At 69.0% G+C, this 24,427-nt stretch carries 21 protein-coding genes and 1 pseudogene; 8 read left to right on the top strand and 14 right to left on the bottom strand.

All coding sequences use genetic code 11. The features are described 5' to 3' along the window. Positions 1-334 precede the first annotated feature (334 nt). Positions 335-1,270 carry a LysR family transcriptional regulator gene (locus tag ABZX61_RS65090; protein ID WP_355213045.1) on the bottom strand — a complete coding sequence of 312 codons (936 nt, stop codon included), beginning with the start codon at positions 1,268-1,270 and terminating at the stop codon, positions 335-337. A gap of 135 nt (positions 1,271-1,405) precedes the next feature. Here ABZX61_RS65090 and ABZX61_RS65095 point away from each other — a divergent pair, with 135 nt between their 5' ends. From ABZX61_RS65095 to ABZX61_RS65115, 5 genes are all read left to right on the top strand, one after another. After that, positions 1,406-2,650, top strand: coding sequence for an MFS transporter (locus ABZX61_RS65095; RefSeq protein WP_355213047.1), 1,245 nt, complete (start codon positions 1,406-1,408; stop codon positions 2,648-2,650). 78 nt (positions 2,651-2,728) lie between these two features. Then, on the top strand, positions 2,729-3,361 hold the full coding sequence (locus ABZX61_RS65100; protein WP_355213049.1) for an isochorismatase family cysteine hydrolase: 633 nt from the start codon (positions 2,729-2,731) through the stop codon (positions 3,359-3,361). A gap of 327 nt (positions 3,362-3,688) precedes the next feature. Continuing rightward, the gene (locus ABZX61_RS65105; RefSeq protein WP_355213080.1) at positions 3,689-3,871 is read left to right on the top strand and encodes a helix-turn-helix transcriptional regulator; all 183 of its coding nucleotides are present in this window, start codon (positions 3,689-3,691) and stop codon (positions 3,869-3,871) included. 2 nt (positions 3,872-3,873) lie between these two features. Beyond that, entirely contained in the window at positions 3,874-4,752 is an 879-nt protein-coding gene (locus tag ABZX61_RS65110; protein WP_350732859.1) for an alpha/beta fold hydrolase, read from the top strand. A 109-nt stretch (positions 4,753-4,861) separates the two neighbouring features. Beyond that, the gene (locus tag ABZX61_RS65115) at positions 4,862-5,794 is read left to right on the top strand and encodes a GNAT family N-acetyltransferase (RefSeq protein WP_355213051.1); all 933 of its coding nucleotides are present in this window, start codon (positions 4,862-4,864) and stop codon (positions 5,792-5,794) included. A gap of 62 nt (positions 5,795-5,856) precedes the next feature. On the opposite strand, the gene ABZX61_RS65120 is transcribed toward ABZX61_RS65115, so the two are convergent. Continuing rightward, complete coding sequence (locus ABZX61_RS65120) at positions 5,857-7,260, bottom strand: DHA2 family efflux MFS transporter permease subunit (RefSeq protein ID WP_355213053.1); 1,404 nt, start codon at positions 7,258-7,260, stop codon at positions 5,857-5,859. A 75-nt stretch (positions 7,261-7,335) separates the two neighbouring features. Here ABZX61_RS65120 and ABZX61_RS65125 point away from each other — a divergent pair, with 75 nt between their 5' ends. Then, positions 7,336-7,605 carry a hypothetical protein gene (locus tag ABZX61_RS65125; protein WP_355213055.1) on the top strand — a complete coding sequence of 90 codons (270 nt, stop codon included), beginning with the start codon at positions 7,336-7,338 and terminating at the stop codon, positions 7,603-7,605. A gap of 611 nt (positions 7,606-8,216) precedes the next feature. Here the strand turns inward: ABZX61_RS65125 and ABZX61_RS65130 are convergent. The 4 genes from ABZX61_RS65130 to ABZX61_RS65145 are packed head-to-tail and all read right to left on the bottom strand — an operon-like array spanning position 8,217 to position 13,193. Continuing rightward, positions 8,217-9,293 (bottom strand): thiopeptide maturation pyridine synthase, encoded by a 1,077-nt coding sequence (locus ABZX61_RS65130; RefSeq protein WP_355213057.1) that lies wholly within the window; start codon positions 9,291-9,293, stop codon positions 8,217-8,219. Further along, positions 9,290-10,369 (bottom strand): lantibiotic dehydratase C-terminal domain-containing protein, encoded by a 1,080-nt coding sequence (locus ABZX61_RS65135; RefSeq protein WP_355213059.1) that lies wholly within the window; start codon positions 10,367-10,369, stop codon positions 9,290-9,292. The genes ABZX61_RS65130 and ABZX61_RS65135 overlap by 4 nt, the downstream gene beginning before the upstream one ends. Further along, entirely contained in the window at positions 10,362-12,944 is a 2,583-nt protein-coding gene (locus ABZX61_RS65140) for a lantibiotic dehydratase (RefSeq protein WP_355213061.1), read from the bottom strand. Before ABZX61_RS65140 ends, ABZX61_RS65135 begins: the two co-directional genes overlap by 8 nt. Before the next feature lie 12 nt (positions 12,945-12,956). Continuing rightward, the gene (locus tag ABZX61_RS65145) at positions 12,957-13,193 is read right to left on the bottom strand and encodes a hypothetical protein (protein WP_355213063.1); all 237 of its coding nucleotides are present in this window, start codon (positions 13,191-13,193) and stop codon (positions 12,957-12,959) included. 967 nt (positions 13,194-14,160) lie between these two features. Here ABZX61_RS65145 and ABZX61_RS65150 point away from each other — a divergent pair. Continuing rightward, positions 14,161-14,508, top strand: a complete 348-nt coding sequence (locus tag ABZX61_RS65150) for a hypothetical protein (protein ID WP_350732847.1) — start codon at positions 14,161-14,163, stop codon at positions 14,506-14,508. A gap of 575 nt (positions 14,509-15,083) precedes the next feature. Here the strand turns inward: ABZX61_RS65150 and ABZX61_RS65155 are convergent. The 8 genes and pseudogenes from ABZX61_RS65155 to ABZX61_RS65190 form a co-directional block, all read right to left on the bottom strand. Continuing rightward, positions 15,084-15,497: a hypothetical protein gene (locus ABZX61_RS65155; RefSeq protein ID WP_355213065.1), complete on the bottom strand. Its 414-nt coding sequence runs from the start codon at positions 15,495-15,497 to the stop codon at positions 15,084-15,086. A gap of 119 nt (positions 15,498-15,616) precedes the next feature. After that, complete coding sequence (locus ABZX61_RS65160; protein WP_355213067.1) at positions 15,617-16,801, bottom strand: DUF2786 domain-containing protein; 1,185 nt, start codon at positions 16,799-16,801, stop codon at positions 15,617-15,619. Between the two features lie 421 nt (positions 16,802-17,222). After that, positions 17,223-18,239: a DNRLRE domain-containing protein gene (locus ABZX61_RS65165; protein ID WP_355213069.1), complete on the bottom strand. Its 1,017-nt coding sequence runs from the start codon at positions 18,237-18,239 to the stop codon at positions 17,223-17,225. Between the two features lie 41 nt (positions 18,240-18,280). After that, positions 18,281-18,592: pseudogene (locus ABZX61_RS65170) on the bottom strand (transposase); the annotation flags it as partial. Between the two features lie 20 nt (positions 18,593-18,612). Next, positions 18,613-20,049, bottom strand: coding sequence for an RICIN domain-containing protein (locus tag ABZX61_RS65175; RefSeq protein WP_355213071.1), 1,437 nt, complete (start codon positions 20,047-20,049; stop codon positions 18,613-18,615). Between the two features lie 215 nt (positions 20,050-20,264). After that, the gene (locus tag ABZX61_RS65180; protein WP_355213073.1) at positions 20,265-21,713 is read right to left on the bottom strand and encodes a glycoside hydrolase family 43 protein; all 1,449 of its coding nucleotides are present in this window, start codon (positions 21,711-21,713) and stop codon (positions 20,265-20,267) included. Between the two features lie 24 nt (positions 21,714-21,737). Beyond that, entirely contained in the window at positions 21,738-22,160 is a 423-nt protein-coding gene (locus ABZX61_RS65185; RefSeq protein WP_355213075.1) for an RICIN domain-containing protein, read from the bottom strand. 548 nt (positions 22,161-22,708) lie between these two features. Beyond that, entirely contained in the window at positions 22,709-23,923 is a 1,215-nt protein-coding gene (locus tag ABZX61_RS65190; protein WP_355213076.1) for a cytochrome P450, read from the bottom strand. 56 nt (positions 23,924-23,979) lie between these two features. On the opposite strand from ABZX61_RS65190, the gene ABZX61_RS65195 reads away from it, so the two are divergent. Next, positions 23,980-24,228, top strand: coding sequence for a hypothetical protein (locus ABZX61_RS65195; RefSeq protein ID WP_355213078.1), 249 nt, complete (start codon positions 23,980-23,982; stop codon positions 24,226-24,228). The last annotated feature ends 199 nt before the right edge of the window (positions 24,229-24,427 follow it).

Genomic DNA, 24,427 nt, shown 5'->3' on the forward strand with positions numbered 1-24,427 from the left:
ACGCGTCCGGCGGGGATGTGCAGGACGGCGGCGATCGGGGCGGGGGTGTCGAACTTCTGCATCGTGTGCTCCTTGTGCGGTGTTCTTTCGATGCCCCTACGATCGCCGACCGCTCTGATACGGGGCTGTCGCCGTCCTGACGCCGCCGCTGACATCCGGCGGGCCTCTTGCGTGCGTTCAGAGCGAGGCCGGAGCCAGAAAGTCGATCTTGACGACCATTCGGTGACGTCGGCTGTTTGCCCTTGAGGTCTACAGAGGGCAGGGCCGGAGTGCGCCGATGGCCACGCCTGCCTCCTGAATTTCGGTTTGGCGGTCCGGCCCGCCGAGGCGGCGTTCAGCGCGGGATCGCCCAGTCCGGCGCCCAGGTCCCGGCGGCGCCGTGGCCGGCCGCTGCGGCGGCGAGGTGGGCGCGGAGGGTGGCCAGCGCGGGGTGGGGGTTGTCGCGGTGCCACAGGAGCGAGTGCGGGTAGACGGGCGTGGGGTCGGTCACCGGGATGCGGCGCAGGCCGTGGCCGGCGGGCCAGACGAGGCGGGTCTGCTCGCCCATGAAGGTGGCCAGGGCCGGGGTGTCGGCGATGGTGTCGAGGAGCGCGTCGGAGCCGAAGTTGGGGCCGGTCGCCTCGATGGTGAGGCCGAACTCGGCGACGAGGTCGTCGTAGTAGGCGGCCCACTCGGTTCCGGGGACGAGGCCGGGCATCCAGATCCGGTGCCCGGCGAGCTGGGTAAGGGTCACCGACCGGGCGCCCGCCAGCGCGTGGGCGGGCCCGGTGAGGAGCTGGAGCGGCTCGTCGAGCACCCGGACGGACTCGATGTCCTCGGGAAAGGGCCGGCCGGGCATGGCGACGGCGCGGAAGGACGCGTCGATCGCACCGGACCGGATGGCGGCGAGGGCCGTCTCGATGTCGAACAGCATCACCACGTCGAGGTCGATCTCGGGGTGCGCGCGGTGGAAGCCGCGCATCAGGCCCGACGCCGCGCTGCGTGAGGTGATCATGTCGACGCGCAGCGGACGGCTGTCGATACGCACGGACGCGACCGCGCGCTCGGCGACGCGCAGCAGCTCGCGGGCGTGGGGCAGGAACGCCTGCCCGTCGATGGTGAGCTCGGCGCCGCGCGGCGTGCGGGTGAACAGCCGCACGCCGAGGTTGCGCTCCAGCGCGGCGATGCGCTTGGAGACGGCCTGCTGGGTGACCGCCAGCTCGGCGGCGGCCTCCTGGAATTGCCCCGCGTCGGCGGCGGCGACGAAGGTCCGGACGGTGTCGAGGTCCATGCGGACACACTCTACCGATACAACTGTTCGTTGTAGCTGAAGGCCCTGAAGTTGTTTGATCCCCTGGTTCGGCGCGCGCTTTGATGCTTGCGATCACAAATCAGTTGTGCGAGCGAGTGGCGAGGAGCGGCGGGCATGCGCAGCGGGAACCGGTTGGGGCGGCAGTTCGGGTGGCTCTGGGGAGCGTTCGGAACCAGCGCGGTCGGCACGTGGCTCGCCTTCGGCGCGTTCCCGCTGATCGCGATCCAGGTGTTGCACGCCGGGCCGGCCGAGGTCGCGGCGTTGTCCTCGGTGGGGGCTCTGGTGGGCGCGGCCGTGGCGGTGCCGCTGGGCCCGTGGGTGGAGTTCCGCCGCAAGCGGCCGGTGCTGATCGGGATGGACCTGGTGCGGTTCGCGGCGCTGCTGACGATTCCCGCCGCGTTCGCGCTCGGCGTGCTCTCCTTCGTCCAGCTCCTGCTGGTCTCGGTCGTCGTCGCGGCGGCCGACATCACCTTCCGTGCCGCCTCCGGTGCCTACCTGAAGACGTTGCTGCGGGCCGAGGACTTGCTCGTCGCCAACGCCCGCTTCGAGTCGACGGCCTGGACGACCACGGTCATCGGACCGCCGCTGGGCGGTGCCGCGATCGGGCTGCTCGGTCCGGTGGTGACGGTGGTGGCCGACGCGGTCAGCTACCTGCTCTCGGCCCTGAGCATCGGCGCGGCGGGCGGCAAGGAGCCGAGGCCCGAGCGTAGGCAGGCCGCGCGCATGCGGGCCGGGGATCTGCTCGACGGATGGCGGTACATCCTCGCCGACGCGACGCTGCGTCCGCTGTTCTTCAACACCGCCCTGTTCAACGGCCTGCTGATGGCCACCGACGCATTGCTGGCCGTCCTGATGCTCGGCCGGTTCGGGTTCACACCGTGGCAGTACGGCCTCGCCTTCGCCGCGCCCGCGATCGGCGGGCTGTTCGGTGCGCGGCTGGCCCGGCCGCTCGTCACCCGGTTCGGGCAGCACCGGGTCCTGGTCGTGGCCGGGACGCTGCGCGCGTTCTGGCCCGCCGGGCTGGTCTTCCTGGGGCCGGGGACCGGCGGGCTGCTGCTGGTGATGGGCGTCGAATTCGGGCTGATCTTCTGCTGCGGGGTTTTCAATCCCGTCTACGCCACCTACCGCCTCGATCGCACCGCGCCCGACCGGATCACCCGCACGCTGTCCGCCTGGACGGTGACGACCAAGGCCTCGACCGCGCTCCTGACGGCCGCCTGGGGCGTGCTGGGCGGCCTGCTCGGCCCGCGCACGGCCATCGGCCTGGCCGGCGTGCTCCTGCTGACGACCCCGCTGCTGCTTCCCCGGCGCGCCGCGGCGCCCCTCGCCGAGCCGGAGCCGACACCCAGCCGCACCTAACGGGCCGCCAACGTGTAGTCGGCCCCGGCACGCGATCTCGCGTGCCAGAGCACCCCTCATCACCCCAAGGAGAGAAAAATGACCGTCACACCCCCGGCGCTGGATCCCCGGACGGCCGCACTGCTCATCATGGATTACCAGCAGGGAATCCTGGCCTCGCTCCCCGGCCTGGCCAACCCGGAAGCGCTGCTGTCACGAGTGGCCGGTGCCATCGCCGACATGCGAGCGCACGGCGCCGCCATCGCCTACGTGCGGGTCGGATTCACCGAAGCCGACTGGGCGGCGATCCCACCGGCCAACAAGACCTTCTCTTTCCTCGGCCGGCAGCACCTCATGCACCACGAGGAGCCCGACACCGCCTTTCACGATCAGCTTGCCCCGGAGCCCGGCGACATCACCGTCCGCAAGACCCGCTACGGCGCGCTGTCTACGACAGACCTGGACCGGCAACTGCGGGATCGCGGAATCACCACCCTGGTCATCGCCGGCATCACCACCAGCGGCGTCGTACTGTCCACCGTCGCTGATGCCGCCGACCGCGACTACCGGCTCTACGTCCTCTCCGACGGCGTCACCGACCCGGACCCGCAAGTCCACCAGACCCTGATGACCAGCGTTTTCCCGAGACTGGCCCACATCATCAACACCGCCGAACTGCGGTCGCTCCTGCACGAAAGTCATCGTGATCGGGCAAAGACCGGCAGGGCATAACCGTCAATGATGATCAGCGACCGTTAGGGGATCGCGTCAGCGGCCAGACCCCGGTTCCGGCCGCTGACGATATGTGACTACCTCGCTCCCAGAGCATCTTTCGGCTCGTGGGGTCGTGCTCGCAGAAATGAGGAGTTCTGACACCCTTGTGCAGGGTTGGGCTCGCCCTGCGCCCCGTCAGCTACGGGCCGCGCAGGAGCACTGACCAGACAGACCTTGGATTCCGTCCCGTTGGCGGTCCGCCGTACCTGGTTGCACGACCTTACCGACACCCGGAGTTGCGCGCGGCGGGGGAGAGCACAGGCGCCATGAGGGTCGGTGCTCGACATGCTGACCCCGCAGGAGCTCCTGGTCGCCGACGGCCTGTCCAGCAAGGAGATCGCCGCCCGGCTCTTTCTCAGCCCGCGGACGGTCGAGTATCACCTCTACAGGATCTATCCGACCCGTACTGAACTGACGTCCCTAGTAGTTCTACAGAAGGCACCGGTAGCGGGACAGGACATGCTTTGAACATGCCTGAGAACAACATCTGGAGCGAAGAGTTCGGCGCCGCCACGGACGCGCCGATCCTGCTGATCATGGGTTCGATGTCGCAGGGCGTCCTGTGGCCGGACGCGTTTATCGGCAGGCTGACGGCCGGTGGCCGGCGCGTGATCCGGTACGACCACCGCGACACCGGCCGCTCGGACACCATCGACTTCGACAAGGAGCCTTATACATGGGACGACATCAAGAACGACGTACTGCGGGTGATGGACGCGCATGGCCTGGACAGCGCTCATCTGGTCTGCCACTCGGCGGGCGGGCTGCTCGGCCAGCTGATCGCGGTGGAGCGGCCGGAGCGGGTGCGCACACTCACCGTCATCGGCTCTTCGCCGCTCGGCGGCGCTGAGGGCGCGGTGATCATGCGGGCGTTGATGGGCGAGCCGCAGCCCGAAGGCAGCCTGCCACCGCCGGCGCCGGAGTTCGTCGAGTTCTTCCGTGCGCTGATCACGAGCCCGCCGCCCGCCAGCCGGCGCGAGCAGATCGACCTCATGATCGCCGAGCAGCGCGTCCTGCACGGGACGGGGTTGCCCTTCGACGAGGACGCCGCCCGCCTGCTGCAGGAACACATCTACGACCGGGCCCGCGATCTGTCCGCCGTGGCCAATCACCGCCGGGCCGCGGCGGCGAACCCGGACTTCGAGCCGGTGGGCGTCCTGGACCAGATCAAGGCGCCGACCCTGGCCGTCGAGGGCACCTGCGAGCCCGCCAAACCCGGTCACAGCGCGCTCATCGCGGAGCGGATCCCAGGGGCGCGGCTGATGATGGTGGAGGGGATGGGGCACACGCTGCCGGTGGAGGTGCACGAGGAACTGGCGACGGCGATCCTCGCGCATACGGCGACATGATCGCCCTGCCCAGGGCCTGGGCGCCGCCCCTGAGCGGGGCGGCGCCGGGCTTCAAGGAATGGCCGGACATTTGGCTCAAGTGATGACAAAAAGACATAAGCTTATGCAGATGATCTCCTACCGCCCTACCGTTCCGGCCGACCTCGACCACGTGACCAGGTGGAGCGTGGCCGAGCCCGTCGGCTGGATCCCCGCCGACCGTTACCTCGCAGATCTGGCCGAGAACATGTACCGGCCGGAATGGACGTGGATCGCCGAGGTTGACGACCAGGTCGTGGGACGGGCGCTGTGGTGGGGGCCGAAGGACAGTGCGCACCCGGTCGCGCTCGACTGCCTCGACGTGGATCCCGCCATGGGCGACCGCGCCGCCATCGCCGCCGAGCTGATCAGGGCCGCGCTGACCGGATTCCCGCAGCCGGTGCAGTACGCGATCAAGGCAGCCGGCGGCTGGCGCGACGATCCGGCCACCTCGATGGCCGTGGAATGGCGGCGGGCGGCAGCACACGCGGCCGGCCTCACCCGGGAAGTGGAGCGGCTGCAGTTCGAGTGGACACCCGCCGACGGGGTGCCCCCGGCGACCGGCGTGCTGCGGTTCGCCGAGGCGTCCGACGAGGAGTTCCTGACGGTATTCACGAGGATCGCCGACGGCAGCCTGGACGCCCAGACCCGCGCGAACCTGGCAGCCAAGGGCGTGGACGCGACCGCGCGCGAGGAAATGGACTTCTATCTCAGGGCGCCGGGCAAGCGGGAGTGGTGGCGGATCGCCTACACGCACGAGGGCGAGGTGGCGGGAATGGCGATCCCCTCGGCAACGCCGTACAACGTGAACGTCGGGTATCTCGGGGTGGTCCCGGAGTTCCGGGGGCGCGGCTACGTGGACGAGATACTCGCCGAGATCACCCGCATCCACGCGGCCAACGGAGAGCTCCGTATCACCGCCACCACCGACGTGGGCAACGCGCCGATGACGGCCGCGTTCGGGCGCGCCGAATACCGCAACACGGAGATCCGGATCAACCTGTCCAACGACCTCCGGCCCTAAGGGCTGCTACCCAGCAGGCCTACGTCGAGCGGCTCAAGATGTGGGCCGGCTGGGAGGAGCTGTCAACGGCCGCTCACTGACTGCTCGGCCTCCTGGCGTTCGGCCCGGACGTCCCTCGGCGTCCGGGCCGCGGCCAGCCACAGGCCGGTGAACACGGCGCAGGCCAGCGTCACGGCGCCTGCCGCGAGGAAGGCGCTGTTGAGGCCGGATTCGAAGGAGGCTCCGCCGGACTCCCGCGTGTGAACGATCGCCCCGAGCACCGCCACTCCGAGCACCGCGCCGATCTGCCGGGTGGTGCTGCTGACGCCCGAGGCGAGGCCACCCTCCTGCGGGCTGACCGCCTGGATGGCGGCCCCGGTCAGCGGCGACATGGTGAGAGCGAACCCGATGCCGACGACCGCCAGCCGCCACCACACGTTCCCGTAGCCGGTATCGGCGTGGACGAAGCCCAGCGCCAGCAGCCCCAGCCCGGCCAGTGCCAGGCCGATGCTGACGACGACGCGGAAGCCATACCTGGCCGCGAACCGGCCCGCGTACGGGCTGACGATCACCATGGCCAGCGAGGTGGGCAGGGTCCGCAGCCCGGCGACCAGGATCGAAGTGCCCTGGACGTAGACGAAGAACTGGGAGAAGAAGAACGACGACCCCATCAGCGCGAACCCGACCACGACCATCGCCGTGTTGGACACCGTGAACAGCCGCTGGTGGAACAGCCGGAGCGGCAGCATAGGCGTCGACACACGACCCTCGACCACGACGAACGCGGCCAGGAGCACCAGTCCGGCGGCGAAGCTGCCCAGGATCACCGGCGAGGTCCAGCCTTGGGAACCGCCCTCGATCAGGCCGTAGGTCACAGCGCCCACGCCCGCGACGGACAGGACCGTGCCGGGGACGTCGATCGGCGGTGCGCTCGGGTTGCGGGACTCCCCCAGCACGCGCAACCCGGCCAGCAGCAGGACCGCCCCGATGGGCACGTTGACCAGGAAGATGGCGGGCCAGCCGAAGGACTCCACCAGGATCCCGCCCGCCAGTGGTCCGGCGGCCAGGCCGATGCCGCTGAACCCGGCCCACAACCCGATCGCTCTGACGCGCTCCCTCGGGGCGGGGTACGCGGCGGCGAGCAGCGCTAGTGAGGCGGGGCTCAGCGCCGCGGCCCCGACGCCCTGCAGCACCCGCCCGGCGATCAGCCAGCCGATCGAGGGCGCGAGCGAACACACCACCGACGCGGCCGTGAACACCACCACCCCGGCCAGGAACACCCGCCTGCGGCCGAACCGGTCGGCGAAGACGCCGCCCGACAGCAGCAGCATGGCCACCAGCAGCACGTAGGCGTCGACGATCCACTGCAGGCCGGTCAGCCCGGTGTGGAGCCGCTGCTGCATGTCGGGCAGGGCGGCGCCGACGATCGTGTTGTCGAGCAGCACCATGAACTGACCTGCGCAGGTCAGGGTGAGCAACGCTTTCACGCGAATCTCTCCTCAAGCAGTTGATTACTGGTCTCACGCTGTTGAACGCGGTCAATGGTGTGCGGGATCTTCTCGATGCTCGGCCACTGGTTCGCGCCCGCTTCGCCGACCTGGGCGACCAGCGGTTCTGGCGCACCGACCTGCACCCCTGACAGCTACGGGCCGCTGGGAGTGATCGCCCGCAACGGACACCCGCACACAGATCGCGTTGATCACCTTGTCGTCCCGCTCGATGCGGACGATCGCCTCGTCGGTCAGTTCCGCCAAGGTCACTTCACCGGCACGCATGGCGGCCGCGAGTTCTTCGGCCGCTCGGAAAGTCGATTCCATGAATGTGCACCCTAATGGCCTGCCGCAGGTGCTCGAAAAGCCGAAAAAACTGCTTCCGAGATGTCGCGTCCCAGGTCAGAGGGGTTGGCGATGGGGAGGCCATAAAATGGCGCTCCGCACAATGAGATAGATGTCTCCATGCTCATCGGTGCAAGGCCATAGCGAGCGGGATTTGTCCAGTAGTGGAATAACCCCTTTAAGATAAGTTTCGGGAATAGGACTCCGGGTTGTTGCGGGATGACTGTTGTTATCTGGCAAGACGGCGATCACGGGCGTAGCGCGAGCGGGGCGACCGCCGCTCGGTGGGGACGCTTCGTTTCCCGGTTATCTGGCAACCCGGCCGATGGTGGAGGCCGACACGGTGGATCCGGTCATCGCCGGGCAACTCGGCCGCGCCCACCCGTTCTCCGCCATCTCGACGCCGATCCGCGCCTACCTGGCCGAGCTCGCCGACCTATCGCCGTCCAGCCGCAAGCGCAAGCGCGCCGCCGTCGCCTCGGCCACGCCTCCACCGAGACCAGTCAGCTGTACGCCCAGTTGGACGAGCGTCGGAACGAGAAGTCCCGTCAACAGAGCAGAGTCGAGCGGCTTGCCGTGACCTTCCGTTCGGATGCGCCGAAGGCGACTCAGCCGCTGAGCAGGTAATCGCGGGCCTTCTCCAGAGGGGAGACGCCATACTCCTCCTCCACCGCGGAGGCGATCAGATAGCAGAACAGGTACCGCTGGATCGGGGTGATGCCGAGCCTGGCCAGGTGCGCGTAGAGCATGTTGACCACGAGGCGGTGGGCGAGGAACCAGTCCGATTCGAGGATCTCGGTGCGGTACCGGTCGGTTGACATGAGCACGTCGAAATAGTCGACCGGGTGGCGACGGTTGGCCACCGGCTGGTCGGGGACGTCCAGGTCGATCTCTTTACGGGCCAGCAGCGGGAGAGCGATCTCCTTCTGGCGGTGGGTGAAGGCGATCCAGTCGCGTACGTGCGGCGCCGGGTCGCCCGCGTCGATCGACGCGACCAGGTCGACCACCGTCGCGCGCATTTCCCTGGCGTTCTTGCGATACCTGGCTTCGAACGCGGCCATGACCGCGTCCCGGTCCTCGCAGGACGAGGCGGCCGCTGCGGCGTGCGAGCGGTAGGACATGTAGCCGCGGCCGATCGGCGGGACGCTCACGTGCGCCAGGGCGGTCATGAGGTCGATGGCGACCGCGAACAGCGCGAGCTCGCCCCGACGGACCTTGTCCAGCGTGCCGAAGGCGAGCCGGGTGCTCTCCGCGGCGGCCGCGTCGATCAGGTTCGCCAGCGGCTGGCCGCCGAAGACGCGCAGCCGGTCGTCGTACGGCTCGGTCTGCAGGGAGTTGTCCGGGTACCAGGGCTGCAGCGGGCCGGTCTCGTGCTCGAGTACGACCAGCAGGCGGTGGGCGGCGAGTTGCTCGTGCTCGTCGAGGCGGGTGGTGGACGGGTGCTCGCGCAGATATCTGGTGATCGTTTCGGTCGCGACGGGGAGGATCTCGCGTTCCCAGTCCTGCAGGGTCGCGCGGAAGTTGAGCCGCAGGTGCGGTCCCTGGCGCCAGTGGCGGACGAGGTACGGCTGCTGTAAGAGGCCGTCCAGGTGCTCGAGCAGCGGGCGGACGCAGTCCAGGATCAGTCCGTCCTTGTCCTGGTCGTAGTAGCGGATCTGGATGCTGTGCCAGGGGAGGTTGCTCACGAGGTTCCCTCTTTCTGCGCCAGCCCGTCCAGGGTGACGGCGGTCAGGTAGCGCAGGTGCGCTTCTTCGACGATCGACAGGCCGAGCCGGTTGCAGAACAGGTGGACGCACCGGTTCAGCACGATCAGGACGTCGTGGCGTTCCGCATCCACCGAGGTGTCGCCGCCCACGGGGCCAGGGGTGTCAGGAATGCGAGGGCGGCCAGGGGGGCTCGATGCCCCCTCCCCGCGGACCGGATGGAAGCCTCCGGCCCGCTGGAGCGCGACAAGGCGCCGGCGCAGGGTGTCGATCGAGCGCCACCATGCGCCGAGCGAGTCGTGAGCGTCGCCGACACCGCCCGGGGGCGGCGCGTCGGCGGAGGGAGCAGGGGCGTGGCTCTCGGACGAGGCGGTGCGGGCGGCGATGAGCCGGCACCGTTCGGCCTGTGCGGTGAGGGCTTCGCGCTGTTTCGTGAAGATCTCCACCTGCCGGGCGCGGGCCGGTGCCGGATCCCAGCGGTCACGTTCCCGGGCCAGCAGGGGGCCCAGGCGGCGGGGATCGGGTTCCCAGGCCACGAGGGCGAGCATCATCGCGGCGAGGGCGTGGCCCAGCCGCCGCCGGTGGTCGTGCTCGCCGCGCAGGATCGCCAGCGCGATCCGGCTGGAGTCGGTGAAGTGCCGCTCGACGGCGGCGACCGCCTGCGGCCCGCCGAACGTCGCGTACTCGGGCCGGTAGGCGATGGCCTCCACGTGGTCGTCGGGCCGCAGCCGGTGGTCGTAGGCGACCAGGCCCTCCTGACGGGCGAACTCCTGGGCGAGCAGCGCGTAGCGCTCGCGGTCCCACGCGACCGTCGTCGGATACGCCGCGAGGTGCTCTTCCAGCACGGCTGTGGCGCGCTTCTCGATCATCACCGCGTCGTCGGGGACACGCGGCAGAAGGCGGAGCCGCAGATGCGGGCCGCCCTCCCAGTACCGCAGGAAGAAGAACCGGTCGAGCCGTTCGTCCAGCTCCCGCACCAGGCCGTCGACGGCCGTGCCGAGCAGCAGGTCGGTGCCGGCCTGGTGGAAGGCGTGCAGCGAGATCCAGCGGTCAGGCATGGCCTACCTCGACCACGTACTCGGTCACGTGGCGGCGGTCAGGGTGGCCGTCTCCTTCCAGGCCTAGCGCCGCCTCGAAGTCCGGGAGCAGCTCACGAAAGACGACCACCGATCCGCTCGCGTCCAGCCCTCGGTCGAACAGCGTGACCAGCGCGGGGTCGGCCAGATCGAGATAGGTCGGTTTGGCGAGCCGCACCATGTGCAGCCTTTCGCGGACCGGCGCGCCGGGATCGCCCGAGGAGACGAAACAACGTTCCGGCAGGGAGTGCTCGGCGAACCAGGCCGCGAGCGCGAGCAGGTGCGCTGCAGCGGAGTTCTTGCCCCGGCGCGGGATTTCGCGCACCGGGACATACCAGGCGGCACGGGCTACGGTGACCCGCCCGACCGACACCCGGGCCGTACGCTCGACGCGGGCCGGCACCGACTCCGGCGGACGGGAGAAGACCGACGCCAGCTCCATCACCGGGCTGGGCATGTCGCCGAAGAGCTGGAGCAAGAGGCGGGCCGTACGCGGCAGCAGCATGGGCGCGACCATCCCGGTGTACACCGGCCGGAGCCGGGTGCCGTGCCCGGCGTGCACCAGAACGAGGCCGCCGGCGCCGGACTCGTGCCGGACGGCCAGGTCCCGCAGGTCGAACGTGGCCGGGCCGCTCGGGACCACGCCCGGATAGCCGATCTCCTGGGCCGCCACCGGGGAACGCAGGTTGACGTTGCTGCCGAACAGCCCGGTGATCTCCACCGGCATGCCGCGTTCCGTCCCGAGCAGGCGGTTCTCGCCGGCGGGAACTCCGGCGACCCGCAGCAGGCGGTGCACGCGGCTGCGCATCGCGCCGTGCCCCGGGCCAAGACCGTTGAGCACCAGCCGCACCGGCGTGCCGTCCGGCGAGCTGATCGTCTGCACGAAGCAGGACAGCGACCCCGCCGGACGGACGAACTCGGGGCGGTCGGTGGCGAGACCGGCCAGCGCCATCGGGTCGATGGTAAGCGCGTCCGGGGTCTCGGGCAGCAGCGCGCGCACCGCGGCCAGCGCCGCCGTCCGGGCGTCTCGAAGCTCGTCGAGCCGGGGCACGGCGGGCGTCCGGCCGGGCGGGTGTCGCTCCTGCCACGGGTACATGAGCGCGTGCAGCTCACCGGCCGGGGTGCCGGGTGCGGCCGGATGGGTGCGCTGCGCGAGCATTCGGTGGAACCGCCCGAACGGCACCTGCGCGCCGGCGCCGAACCACTCCGCGAACAGGTCGGCGGCGAGCAGCCGGGCGACGCCATCACGATCGAAGACCGCCGCGAAGTCGACGATCGCGTGCAGATCGCCCAGGGCGGGACGCCAGGCGGCCAGGCCCAGCCGCGGACCGGGTGTGGTGACCACGGCGTTCTCGTGGAAGAGGTTGCGGTCCGGCAGGCGATCGGTATCGTCTCCGGCAAGTTCGGCGAACGCGGACCGTACCTTCCGCTGCAGCGCCTCACGTTCAGACACGCCGGCCGCCTCCGGGTAACGAGCGAGCGCCTCCTGTACGGCGGTCAGCGCCTTGCCCACCGGATGCGTGCCGAGCCGATCGGTCAGGTCGGCGAGGTGCGCGGCGGCCTGGTCGGCGACCGGGGGGTGGAGTTCCAGCACTCCCAGGTCGACCAGCCGGCCGAGCGCGTCGCCGGCCTGGGTACGGAGGTCGTCGTACGGCGGGCGCAGCAGCCGCCGGAGCGGTTGAGACGTGGCGATGCCGCTGTAGGCGTCCTCCTGGCCGGTCACGTACCACAGGCGGCCGTCGTCCTCGTCGAGGCTCGGGTTGGGCCTGACCTCGAAGAGGGCGGCGAGTCCGCCGTCGGCGCGGGCCAGTTCGGTGAGCAGCCGGAGCAGCAGGGGCACGTTCGGCTCGACAGCGCTACGCCACGCCCATGGCCCGTCCCAGCGGACCGGCTCGCCGTCGTCGCTCCACTGCCCCAGGGCCGCCATCATGAAGGTGGCGTGCGGGCTGGTCTTCGCCACGACGCGGGCCAGGTACCTGGTGAGCCGGAGCGAGACCTGGCGCGGCGGGACGCTGCCGGGCGGCGAGGCCAGCCACTGGCGCAGCGCGGCGGACATCGCCGGTCCCGCCTGGAGCACGCCGTAGCCGAAGGCGTCGGTGCCGACCCACTGGCGCAGCACTTCGTAGGTGCCCCGGCACTCCTGATCGAGCAGGTCCGGCAGCTGTCGGACGAGCGCGTCATGCCAATCGAGGTCCGTGAGCCAGGCCGCGACGCGCGGACCGAGGCCGGAACCGATCTCCACCGGCCAGGCACGGCCCGCCGGCCGCCTTGCGTTGTACAGCGCCCGCCGCAACGCCACCAGCGCCGGTCGCGTCGGGCCCGGCCCGACCGCTCCGATCACCGGCTCCAGTTCGTCCGCGAGCCGCCGGCCCTCGACGGCCAGCCGGCCGCGGGCCGCGAGGATCTCCTGGACACTCCGCCACGTGGCCGTGCACCTCAGCTCCGCGAGCGCCGTCACCGGTAGCGCGGCGACCCTGGCAACCACGGTCGCGTCCACCGTGCGGCGAGCCGCGTCGATCTCGACGCGTCCCGGCAGGCCACGACGCGTCGAGACCATGTCCGGGGAGGCTTAAATGAGCCAGCTCGTGCGCGCGATGCCCGAGGCACCCACTTCGGTGTTGCCGAGACCCATGCCCAGGGCCTTCACGAGATCCTCGCCGGGGAGCTCGACCGTCATCACGTCGAGCGTGTCCAGATCGAGGCGGAGCGGTTCATCGGTCGCCATCTGCACTCCCATTCTTACCCGCCGGAGCGGGCTATATCGGTGACGATCAACACCATAAGCACGGTCGGCGATCTCGTCCATCCGACAAGGGGACAATAAATGGGCAGAAAGCACGGAGGCCGAACATTAATCGACCCTCCGTGCTGCGGTGACGAGTGTCGACACCTTTCCGACCAGGCAGGCGTCACCGTAAGTGTGATGACAGAACCAGTCAATTTCACGATGGTAAGAGATTGCTGTCCGCCGAAGTATCACCGACGCCCATCGAAAGATTTCAGACGGGCGGAAGGGTGGTCCTGGAGTAAGCTTCGGAAGGTCGACGCGATTAAATGTTACATGTTTGTTTCGCTGCCACGCGGCCTGCTGCTGCCGCCCGTGGGACCCGCCGGCGCGCGGCCCAGGCGCTGGCCGCGGGTGGCGTCCAAGCTCTCGTGGGTGCCTTCGACGATGAGCTCGCGGGACTTTTCGTTCCGATACTCGTCATGCCCCGACGACAAGGTCGCCGACGCCGAGATCCGCGCCGCACGCCGACGCCGGGACCGGGCGGCGAACCAAGGAAGCTTCGCAACCAGGAGCGGCCTCAGCTCACTGCAATCAAGCTCCTTCTCAGCGCCAACAGCTGTCCGCAGGTTCCCCAGCGCCGTAGTCGCCGACGGTGACTCGGTCGCTGAGGCCGCCCGCACGCTCAAGATCGGCCGCTCCACTGCGCACGAAACGCGGGCTCAACGCTGACCTGCGGTTATGTCGTCCTGCGGCCCGTTTCGCCCGTATTCCGGTGGTACCCGTCCAGGGCGTGACGGATCGCGGTGCGCTCAGGACCCTCAAGAAGAGCGCGGCGGGCGGTGGTCAGGGACCGGGCGATGGGAGCGCCACGCCGGGCATCACTTCGACTGAGTCGGGACAGCCCCGCAGGATGACCTTCGTCTGATGGACGGCGCCCACGGCGCCCGATGTCCGTTTAGCTACTATAAGTGACGGATATATAGCTGTGGGTAGCAATGGGTGGGCGGCGTTCCGCTGCCGTCCCCAAGCGAGAGATGGAGCAGCGATGACCGACCAGCTAATAGAGATCCCCAATTCCGCCCCCGGCGCCGACGGCGAGGAGACCGCCCAGGGCACCTACCGGCTGTACTGGTACGGAGCGGGAATGAAAAAGACACGCAACGAGGCCTACTCCTTCGCCGCCTCCCGGGGAAACGGGCACCAGTTGGCCGACATCCCCACCGCCTCGTGGCGCGACAGTGCCGCCAAATACCTCAACGGCCCGGCCTGGATCTACTCATGGAGGGGTGACAACTACAGCGAGGGCAACGTCGTGCTCCATCCCAACGGATCGATCGGCACCCTGGAGGACGGAAACCAGCAGCTTCCCTTCCTCATCAGCTACATCCAGTAGCGTTGGAAATTCGGCGGATGCTACGGCATAGTCCGCCGGCGACCGCGGAGGCCTCGCCGGCATGAGAGGCCTCGCACAGGCGGGTTGCCGGGGATGGTCTCCCCCTGAATACCGTCCCCGGTGTCCCATGCCTCGGACCGATGGATGAGGCCCGGCGACGTGAGTAGCGGTGTTTCGCCGGGCAGCCTCTCTCCCGGTGTCGACGAAGCGGTTACTCTCCCGGCGTTGGCGGGGCCGGGCCCAGATGACGATCGTCGCCGTCACGGGCATCCGCCCGGCGGGCGCGGGGGTTGAGGAACATCCGTGTCGGATCGACCGGCTGACCCGGCATACCGAGCCTGGCCAGGAGCACATCCCCGGCTGCCTACCAGCGCAGATGATGCCTTTGCGTAAATCCCTCATGGGGATATCGGCGAGCTCACCACGCTCGGCATCAAGGTCGCTGCGTCGACGGTCTGGGAGATCCTCAAACAGGAGGGACTTTGTCCGGCGCCCGAGCGGGTGTCCGCCCACGTGGGTCGACTTCCTGCGCTCGCAAGCCGACGCCCTGCTGGCTTGCGATTTCATCGAGACCATCACCTTGAACGGGCAGGTTCCCAGCCCTCGTAAACGAAATCCTTGCCGAGGCCGGCATCCAGACCGTGCTCACCGGGATTCGGATGCCACGTATGAACTCGATCATGAGGCGATGGGTTCAGTCCTGCCACCGCGAACTCCTCGACCGCTGCCTGCTGCAGAACGAACACCATCACGCTATTCGCGAGTACGGATCTGATCAAAGATCCAGGGCGAATCGCCGCTTTGGACATACGCCGAAGAGACGGGCTCGGCGGGGTTCTCCACGAGTACTCACATGCCGCTTGAACTGCATGGACGGACTTTCCGGCAGGCGCAAGCACCATCAGTTGGTGCCGTACCACCAAGATTTCGATCTCCTTGTCGCGATTGATCCGGGGCAGCAGCCCCAGAAACGCGAAGGTGGTCGTCATCGTCAGTTAGGCCAAGCGCAGTAGCACGATCGACCATCATGCCGTGCGTGCGTGCGACGGGAGCACAAGAGAGCGCATCACCTCCATGCCTGCGCGGATGGATATTCGCACCCGGAGCGCTATCGGTCTCGCGCCCCGAGGCTGGCCTGATCGGCGGCGGTACGGCCCGCCGCCCAGCCCTCCCGGTCCCAGGACGTGCGGACCGCATGCGAGACCAGGTTCGGGAACATGCGCTCGACCGCCTGCTCCACCTCCTGTTCGCGGGCCGCCAGCACCGGCACCAGGTCGGTGCCCCGGCTGGCGCTCTCCTGCGAGACCGCGGCCGCCGTGGCCTCGGCGAGCCGCTCCCCGATCCTGGAAGCGAACGCCGACAGGAACGACTGGCGGAATGTCTTGTTCCTCGATCGGCCGGTGCCGTGCTTTCTGGTGCCCGAGTTCACCAGCGCGGTCTGCGCCTGCACCAGCAGCGAGGTGAACAGCATCTCCACCCAGGACAGGTCCGCCCCGAACCCCAGCACGGTGGCGAACCCCAGTTCCTTCGACCAGATCACCCGGCACCTGTTGGCCTCGGCGACGAGGTTGAGCAGTACGGCCTTGGGCTGCTCGTACGGCGTGTCGATGCCGACCCGGATGCCCGCCGGGGCCTCACCTCCGCCTGGTTGCGCGTCCAGCATCGCCGCGTCGATGCTGTACTTCGCCATCAAGCCCTGCGCCGCCGACATGAACGTCTCCGCCTCGGCCTCGTACGTCGTCGACTCCGCCTTGGCAAGCAGCGCCCGCACCCGCGCGAGCGTCTTCTCGCTGACCACGTGCGAGCGTGCCTGGACCGTACGGCGAGCGGCCCCGGGCGGCGGGGTCAACGACTCCAGCCGGGGCAGCCCGGTCAGCAACCCCAGCAGTTCCAGCACACCGGAGACGGTCACCAGACGGCCAGCCCCGTCGCGCGCCTGCCGCGCCGCCAGGTAGCCGCCCTTCCACCACACCGCGGCCTCCAAGCCGGCGAGTTGGTCGCGCCAGCGCTCATCCACCGTGGCCGGCTCATAGGCCCGCATCTCCCAGGCGATGAGGTCGGCCGCCGCCCGCCCGTGCCAGTCGGTCAGCCGCCTGGCCGCGATCCTGGCCACGTCGGCGGGCTGCCAGCCGTTCCGCCACAACCCCGAGATCGCACGGGTCACGACCTCCACCAGCACGCGATCGGCGTCGTCCCGGTCGGCCAGGAAGGCGGCGGCGGAGTCGAAGGACGCCTGATCCTCGCGGGCAAGCGCCTCCATCGCCGCGCCGATCAGCTCATTGGCCTTACTCACACTCGCCGTCCACCTTAATGAAAGTCCGCCAGAACTCTACCGTGACGGAACCCCATCCCCTGCTCACCGGCGCGGCGGAAGGCGGCGAGGTCCTGACCGACCCTGTGGGGCTCAAGAACTCGAATCACTCTCAGCGCAGAACCCTCGTCCGGTTGAGCGGGAGAGGGTGAAGGCGCCGAGCGACCAGCCCGGGTCGGCTGGGATCACGTTTCGTGATCTTGTCTACGGCCCAAGACACCGGACAATTGGAGCTTCTGAGTAGCCGAGTAACGCGCCGACTGGCGAATGATGGATTCGAGCCTGTCATGAAGCGGGCGCTGAGCAAGCGCACTCGTCTGCGCCCGCCGTCCGGCGCTGAGTGGACGCCGATCCAGCCGTAACCTTACGGACTCTTCATCCGAGGGTCGTTGATCTGGACCGGTCAGAGCTTTGGGAAGTCGAACAGCACGCTCGCTGCGGCGGTGACGGGTTGGACGGCGTTGAGGATGAGGGTGCAGTGGGCGGGGGTGTGCTGGTTGGCGTAGGTGGCGGTCGTCGCGTGGGAGGCGTGGCCGGCGATGAGTGGCATGACGCCGGGAGCGACGCCGCCGCCGCGCAGCATGGTGATCATGGTGTGGCGGAGAGTGTGTGGGGTGATGTGTTTGGCCAGGGCGCAGTCCATGGCGACGCCTTTGAAGTTGGTCGAGGCGTCCTCGGTGGTGAAGGCGGGCTTGCTGGCCCAGTGCACGTTGCCGGGGTCCCAGGCGCCGGTGAGGCGGGCGACCTGGATGCCGTTGGCGAGCGCGGCGCTGCAGTTCTGGGCGTCGATGGTGTTCGTCGACGGCTTGGCGTCGGTGACGGTGGAGCCGGTCAGGTTCGGGGTGTCGAACTTCAGATGCACCCGGTGCTCGAACCCGCCGGTCCTGGTGCCGGCCATCATGTACGGCGCCGTCGGGTCACCCGGGAAGTCGGCGTCGTTGCCGGAGGTCACCTCCACATCGGCGTTCACCGGCAGCGTGACCGCCGCCGCCGCCACCCGTACCGGGTACATGGTGGCGGCGTCGGCCAGGAACGCCTGGTCCGGCTTGACCACCAGCTCGGTGCGGCCGTCCTTGGTGACCACGTCGCCGTCGGCCTCACCGCGCTTGACCGACGCAGGACGGTCCTTACCACCGCCACCGTCCGACATGGCCGGCCGGGTCCCGTTGGCAACCAGCTTCTTGCCCTTACCCTTCAGCAGCAGCCGGCCGCCCTTGCCGTCGGTCAGGGTCAGGCCCCCGTCTTCGATGCCGGTCCGCAGCTCCACCTGCTGGGCGGGCCGCCGGCGCAGCACCACCTCGTGCCGGAAGCCGGTCGGCAACGCCGTCACCACCAGGTCGGCACCGACACCCGCGGCGTCGGTGTAGGTGGCGACACTGCCCTTGACCGTCGGCTGGGTCTGGCTTAGGAAACGGCCCAAATCGGTGTCCGTATCCAAGGGGGAAGCCCCATTGGTGGAGATGATTTGCTGGAGACGCTCGCCCCGTACGCCTCGGCCAGATGCGCGCATATCTCTCATGCGCAATGCCCTTGGCCGGCAGCGACAAGAGCATCTCATCCACCCCCGACAGCCGGCGCTGCCGCTTGCACACCTGCTGGGGATCGAAGCTGCCCGCCACGTCGCGCGGCACCCGCACCTCCACCGGGCCGACGTTGGTCACCACGGTCTTGGTGCGGCTGCCGTCGCGGCTATTCCGCTGTTCTTCCCGGTCAGTCGTGCCGGTCGTAGCCCAGGTGATCGGTGATCTCGCCTTCCAGCGGGGGCTCCAGCACCCGCCACCGCGGGTCCGCGGTCACGTCGAGACGGCCGTGCGCGACCACTGCTGATTGGTGCCGGTGTTGCACGGATACTGCTTGAGGATCACGCCGTCCGCGGTCGATGCGGACGGTACGTCCACGCATTTGCTGCTGTGTCGTGCCCGGAGCTGGAAGTAGCTCCCGTTGGCGACCATCTGGAACTGCTGGTTGGTGCCGGTGCCGCAGGTGTACTGGATGAGCTCGGCACCGTCGGCGGTTGAAGCGCTCACCACATCAAGGCACTTTCCGCTGTGACGGCTGATGATGCGCCAGTAGCCGCTGCCGGCGTCCTGGAACTGCCACTGCTGCCACGCGTTGCCGCCGTACGTGTACTGGCCGACGCGCGCACCGTTGTCGGTGTTCGGTTGCTGGACGTCCATGGCCTTGCCGCTGTGGCGCGCGTTTATCGTGTAGAACGTCGGCGGAGGGGTGGGGTCGCCGATGGTGTCGCCCCAGCCATATCGGATCCGGTCAGCGCCGGAGGCGTTGCGGACGGTCAGGTTGAGATTGGTGCCACTGCCGCTCAGGGCGTACATCGAGTAGTGGTCGTAGCCGAGGTTTTCGGTTGGCTTGCCGCCGAGCGCGGGCCAGTAGGTGCCGCCCATCTGGTTGTCGCGCATGACCTGGGCCATGGCGCGGATATGGCGCACGAAGTTGTCGGTGCTGTTGGCGTCGCCGTAGTTGAGGCCGGTGGACATCGGTGCGCCGAACTCGGTCGCGACCGCGCGGGAGGCGCAGTTGCCCAGACGCGTCTGAATGTGGGTTCGGAAGGCGTCGTAGGTCATCGCGCTGTAGAAGAAGGCGTAATGGTGGAAGGACAGCAGCGTCGAGTTGAAGCGGCTGTCGTTGCAGACGTCCCGCAGGTCCTGGCTGTAGCCGGTGCCACCGATGAGCACCCGTCCGGGCACTGCCGAGGTGTGGTAGCTGAGCCAGTTCGCTGCGACGTTGCGCCAGTCCGCCGAGGTGTAGCCGTGCGGCTCGTTCATCGGCTCGAAGTAGACGTTGCTGTTGGAGCCGTACGTGTTGGTCACGCTGGACCACATCGTGTTCCATGCGGCGAGGTTCGTGATCTTGCCGCCGGAGGCGGCGCCGTCCTCCCAATAGGCGAGGATGACCTTGAAGCCACGGGCGGTGGCGGCGTCAATGGCTCCGCGGTAGGCGTTCCACCAGGTCGTGTTGGCCACAGTGTGAGTGTTGATAGGCAGCCGGACGGTGTTGACCCCCATGGTGGAGGCCATGTCGTCGTAGAGGGCGTTGGCCTTGGCCCGTACTGTCGCGTTGCTGTCGGACTGGCTCAGGCCCTGCACGACGAGCGTACCGGTGCTGAAGTTGTCACCCAGCACGGCCCAGTTCATGCCTCGGAATTGGCTGGTGGCGGCATTGGCCGGCGGCGCGGGAATGACGAGGCTTGCCACTGCGACGAGCGCGCTCACCACAAGAGGGACCAGCGACCGGCGCAACGACCGGGTGCTCCGCGACGGTCCTGACGAGTAAGCGTCAGACGCCTTGGTCGGTGTCATGAAACTCCCATCACTAGATCTGAGTTCCTGGGTCTGTGAAGATCATGTTGCTGACGTACGTCCGGGCCGGCGGGTCCCCGGCCCGGGCTGCACCGATCGCTGTGCGACGCTCCCTGCCACCGGAGGAATCAGCTGGTGATCCGGAAGGTGGCGTCCGCCCGACCGGTGGCCGTGCTGATCGGATCCAGGCGAAGCAGGTAGTTGGAATGGCGGATGTACCGGTCCGGGAAGTTGTATGACTGGAACGACGCCGCCGAGGAGTCGGCCAGGCCCGCCACCTGGCGGAAGGTCGCGTCCCCGCGGAAGGTGGCGGTGCCGTCATACTTGGCCAGAACGAAGTCGTAGTCGTAGTGCCGCAGGTACCAGCCGGGGAAGTTCGACGACTCGAGCGACACCCCCGCCGGATCGGCCAGGCCCGGCACGATACGCCACTGCGAGTCGGCGAGCGGGCTCACGTTCGGGTCGATACGGACATCGAAGTTGCTGTGCCGCAGGTAGCGGTCGGGGAAGTTGAGCGACTGCAGGCGCCGGGTGCCGGCCGAGGCGGGGCCGCCCCACTTGGCCTGCAGCGCGGTGAGCTGCGCCTGGGTGATGCCGATGATCGAACCGTGCCGTTTGCGGCTGGCGCCGAGCGCGTATTCCGAGGCGACGCGGACGCGGTAGCCGCTGGGAGCGGCGAGATTGGTCGTGGTCAGCGGAAGGTAGCCGCGGCCGGCGGCGTACTGGTCGACCCACAGGCCCCACTCATCGCGGCCGTTGTACTGGTGCAGGATCGGGCCCTCGACCTGCGCGCCCGTGTAGCCGAGGTGGGAGATGTCGCCGAGCCGGGTCCAGCCGGTGAGGATCTGGTTGCTGCCCTCGATCGTGATCTGACCGTCGCCGGACGCGCGGATGTAGCGGTAGCCGCCAACGCTGCCGGGGATCTCCAGGATCTGCGTGTCGATGATGCCCTGGGTGCCCGGCCGGTCGATGTAGAGTTGCGCGGCGGTGAACGTGCGGAAGTCGCGGGTGCGGGAGTAGTAGACGCGGGCTTTGTCGACGCCGTTCCGCGGTGAGATCGTCGCCCAGTAGACGACGTAGTCGCCGCTCGCCGGGTCGTAGATCGCCTCGGGCGCCCACGCGCAACCGGCGTCGGGGATGGTCCCGGCGACGTTCACCAGGCGCGGCGCCGACCAGGTGACGAGGTCAGGTGACTCCCATACGACGAGCGAGGTGCTGCCATCGTGCTGGGCGACGTCCCAGCCCTTGCCGGCGGCGATACGCAGGTCGGTGGCGATCAGATAGAACCGGTCGCCGGACGGCGCACGGACGATGGCGGGGTCGCGGACGCCGAGTTCGCCGATGCTGGAGGTAAGCACCGGCAGCGAACTGTTGAGATCGGTCCAGTGCAGGCCGTCGGTGCTGGTGGCGAAGTAGATCTGCTCGCCGTTGGCGCTCTCGCCGGTGAAGTGCGCCATCAGATAGGCGGTGTAGGGGGCCGCGGCCTTGGCAGGGCGTTCGAGAACGGCGAGGCCGAGGGCGAGCAGCAGGGCGCCGGCCAGGCCGATCAGCGCCGTTCGCCGTAAGAGGTGTGTCATGGTCGCTCCGAAGGTGCGGTGGGGTCAGGAGAAGGTGCGGGTCCACTGCTGGTTGGTGCCGCCACCGCAGGTGTACTGCTGGATGTCGGCCCCGTTGGCGGTCGAAGCGCCGGACACGTCCCGGTATTTGCCGCTGTGCCGGGCCGTGGTCCGGTACGGCGGCGTGGCGCCTGAGCTCGTGATCACGCCGATGGCGACCTCGATCGTGGTCTGCGAGTGCCGGCTCAGGCTCATGCTCGTCGCGGACGGGAACGTGATCGGCAGCCGCACGTACTGCGAGCCGTTCACGCGGCCGCCCCGCGCGCCGCGCCGGAGCTGACCACCAGGTGGAGGGCGTAGCCGTCGCCGGACTGGTTCGGACGCCGAGGCCGGCGGTGCGGCCGGGCCGGCGGCGACCGAGCTCAACAGGACCACGACTTGCGCGGTGAGCTTTGGGCGCAGGGACACGGGACCACCCTCCGGAATCCGCGGCAGAAACATTTGTTAGCGTTAACAAAGAGCTGTGAGTCCCACGAAGAGCCTGAGACAGGATCCCCCTGTGGGAACTGGGACGACCGGATTACGCGCGACGTTTGAGGCGTCTTGCCGCAGAGCGTTTACGCAACCATCTGACTTGTCAAGAGGCGGCCGGGAAAAGGGGGAATACGCTTTCCGTGCACCAGCGCGGGCAATGGACCAATCCGACGCCTCGACGTGCACCGGCGCTTTGCCGTCGGCATTGATCACCTGTCACCGATAGGGGGACAGGGGCGGCAGATAAATATCCGCTGTTTCTCGCGGCGATTCTCTCGCCTCGTTGACAGCGCAGGCTCAGGTCGATCGGTTGCGCACCGTCTACGCGATGGCCACGACGGACAAGACGCAGGCCCGCCGAAGGGATCGACGGGCCTGTCCGGGTTCGGCGGTTCAGGTAGCGGCGTCTCCGAGTTGGTTCGGCAGAGTGAAGAAGTTCGCCTGGACCTGCGCGCTCTGACGATCCAGGGGGCGCCCCCCTGCTACCGGGCGCTGACCAGCAGGCGGCGCGGCCGATAGACGAACGCGCCGTCGCTCCACCGCACGTCCGCCAGGTCCTCCCGCGCCCGCAGCCCCGGCAGGCCCGTCACCAGGGCGCGGAAGGCCTCCTGCAGTTCCATCCTGGCCAGGTTCGCGCCCAGGCAGTAATGAGGCCCGTGGCCGAAGGCCAGGTGCGGGTTCGGCTGGGCGTCATCGAAGCGGTGGATGTCGAACCGCAGCGGATCCTCGAACGCCTCCGGATCATGGTTGGCCGCCGAGATGTTCGGCAGCACGACGCTCCCGGCCGGGATGGTCCCGGCGGACAGCGCGACGTTCTGGGTGATCCGCCGCAGCATGCCGTTGCTGCCCGGCGCCTCGTGGCGCAGGATCTCCTCCACGCCCGCCTCGACCTGCTCGGGGCGGGCGGCCAGCTCCGCGTACTGCCCGGGGTGGCACAGCAGCCGAAACGTGCCCCTGATGATCATCGAGGCGGTCGTCTCGTGCCCGGCCACGATCAGCGTGAACACCATGTTGGTCAGCTCGTCCTCGCTGAGCCCGTCGTTTTCGTCGCGCGCCTCGATGAGCAGGTCGATCAGGTTCTCTCCCGGCTTGACCCGGTGCTGCTCGATCAGCTCCCGGGTGTACGCCGTGAACTCCGCCAGCCCTTCGTGCCTGGCCTCAGCGCTCGCGTCGGTGGTGGACAGGAAGGTGTCCGTCCAGCCCCTGAACTGCTCGTAGCGGTCCATCGGCACGCCCAGCATCTCGCAGATCACCCGCGCGGGCAGCGGCAGCGCGAAGTCCGCCACCAGGTCGAACTCCGCGCCGGCCGCCTCGATCAGCTCCTCGGCGATGACCGCGGCGCGGGGCCGCCAGCGTTCGATGTGCTTGGGGGTGAACGTGCCGTGCATGATGCGGCGGTAGCGGGTGTGCTCCGGCGGGTCCTGGTTCATGAGCGCCGCCGGGTCGTCATCCAGGAAGGGGCCCTTGACCAGCCGGGGCAGGCCGGGCTCGCGCAGGTTGCGGCTGCTGGCCGGCGACATGAGCAGGCCGCGCACGTCCGCGTACTTGACGATCATCGGGACCCGGTCGCCGCTCGGCAACGTCGCCGGCTCCATCGGGGCCTCGGCGTGCCGCCGTACCAGATCGGGGGAGAGGGTGCCGTACGGGCCTGGGGGAAGGTCTGGCCAGGTCGGGGTGGTGCTGGACTGTTCTGTCAAAGCCGCCTCCGGGCAATGCCGTCGTCCAACAAGCTCGCCGAGAACGTACCCCGAGGATGGTGGCGCGGCAATCTCAGGGGCACCGCCGCGGCCCTGGCCTGCGCGCCGGCGTCGTACTCGATCACGGCGTCGTACGCGCCGGCCCGGATCCACCGGTCGACCGCCTGACGCTTGGCCCCGACCGGCTCGACGACTACGTCCAGCGGCTGCGACAGCGGCTCAGCGGTCAGCTGTCCTGGTACGTCGGCGACCTGTACACCGCCGAGGCGGCTGTCACGTTCCAGAATGGTGATCTGGTGTCGTAGGCAAGGACCATCCCGGCCGTGTCGCGCACGAATCCGGGCGTCAGGGTTGGCGAGCCGGCTGGCGGCCGGAGCGCGCGGGTCCGCGTCTTCGCCCGGGCGGCGGGCGACCTGATGGCCGGTCAGCCCATCGAGATGAGGATGGGCGCGACGTATCGCCCGCGGTCGCCCGGGTGGCGGTGGGCGCCGTAAACCATCGTCG

This window comes from Nonomuraea sp. NPDC003709 (assembly GCF_040610775.1).
Taxonomy (GTDB): domain Bacteria; phylum Actinomycetota; class Actinomycetes; order Streptosporangiales; family Streptosporangiaceae; genus Nonomuraea; species Nonomuraea angiospora_A.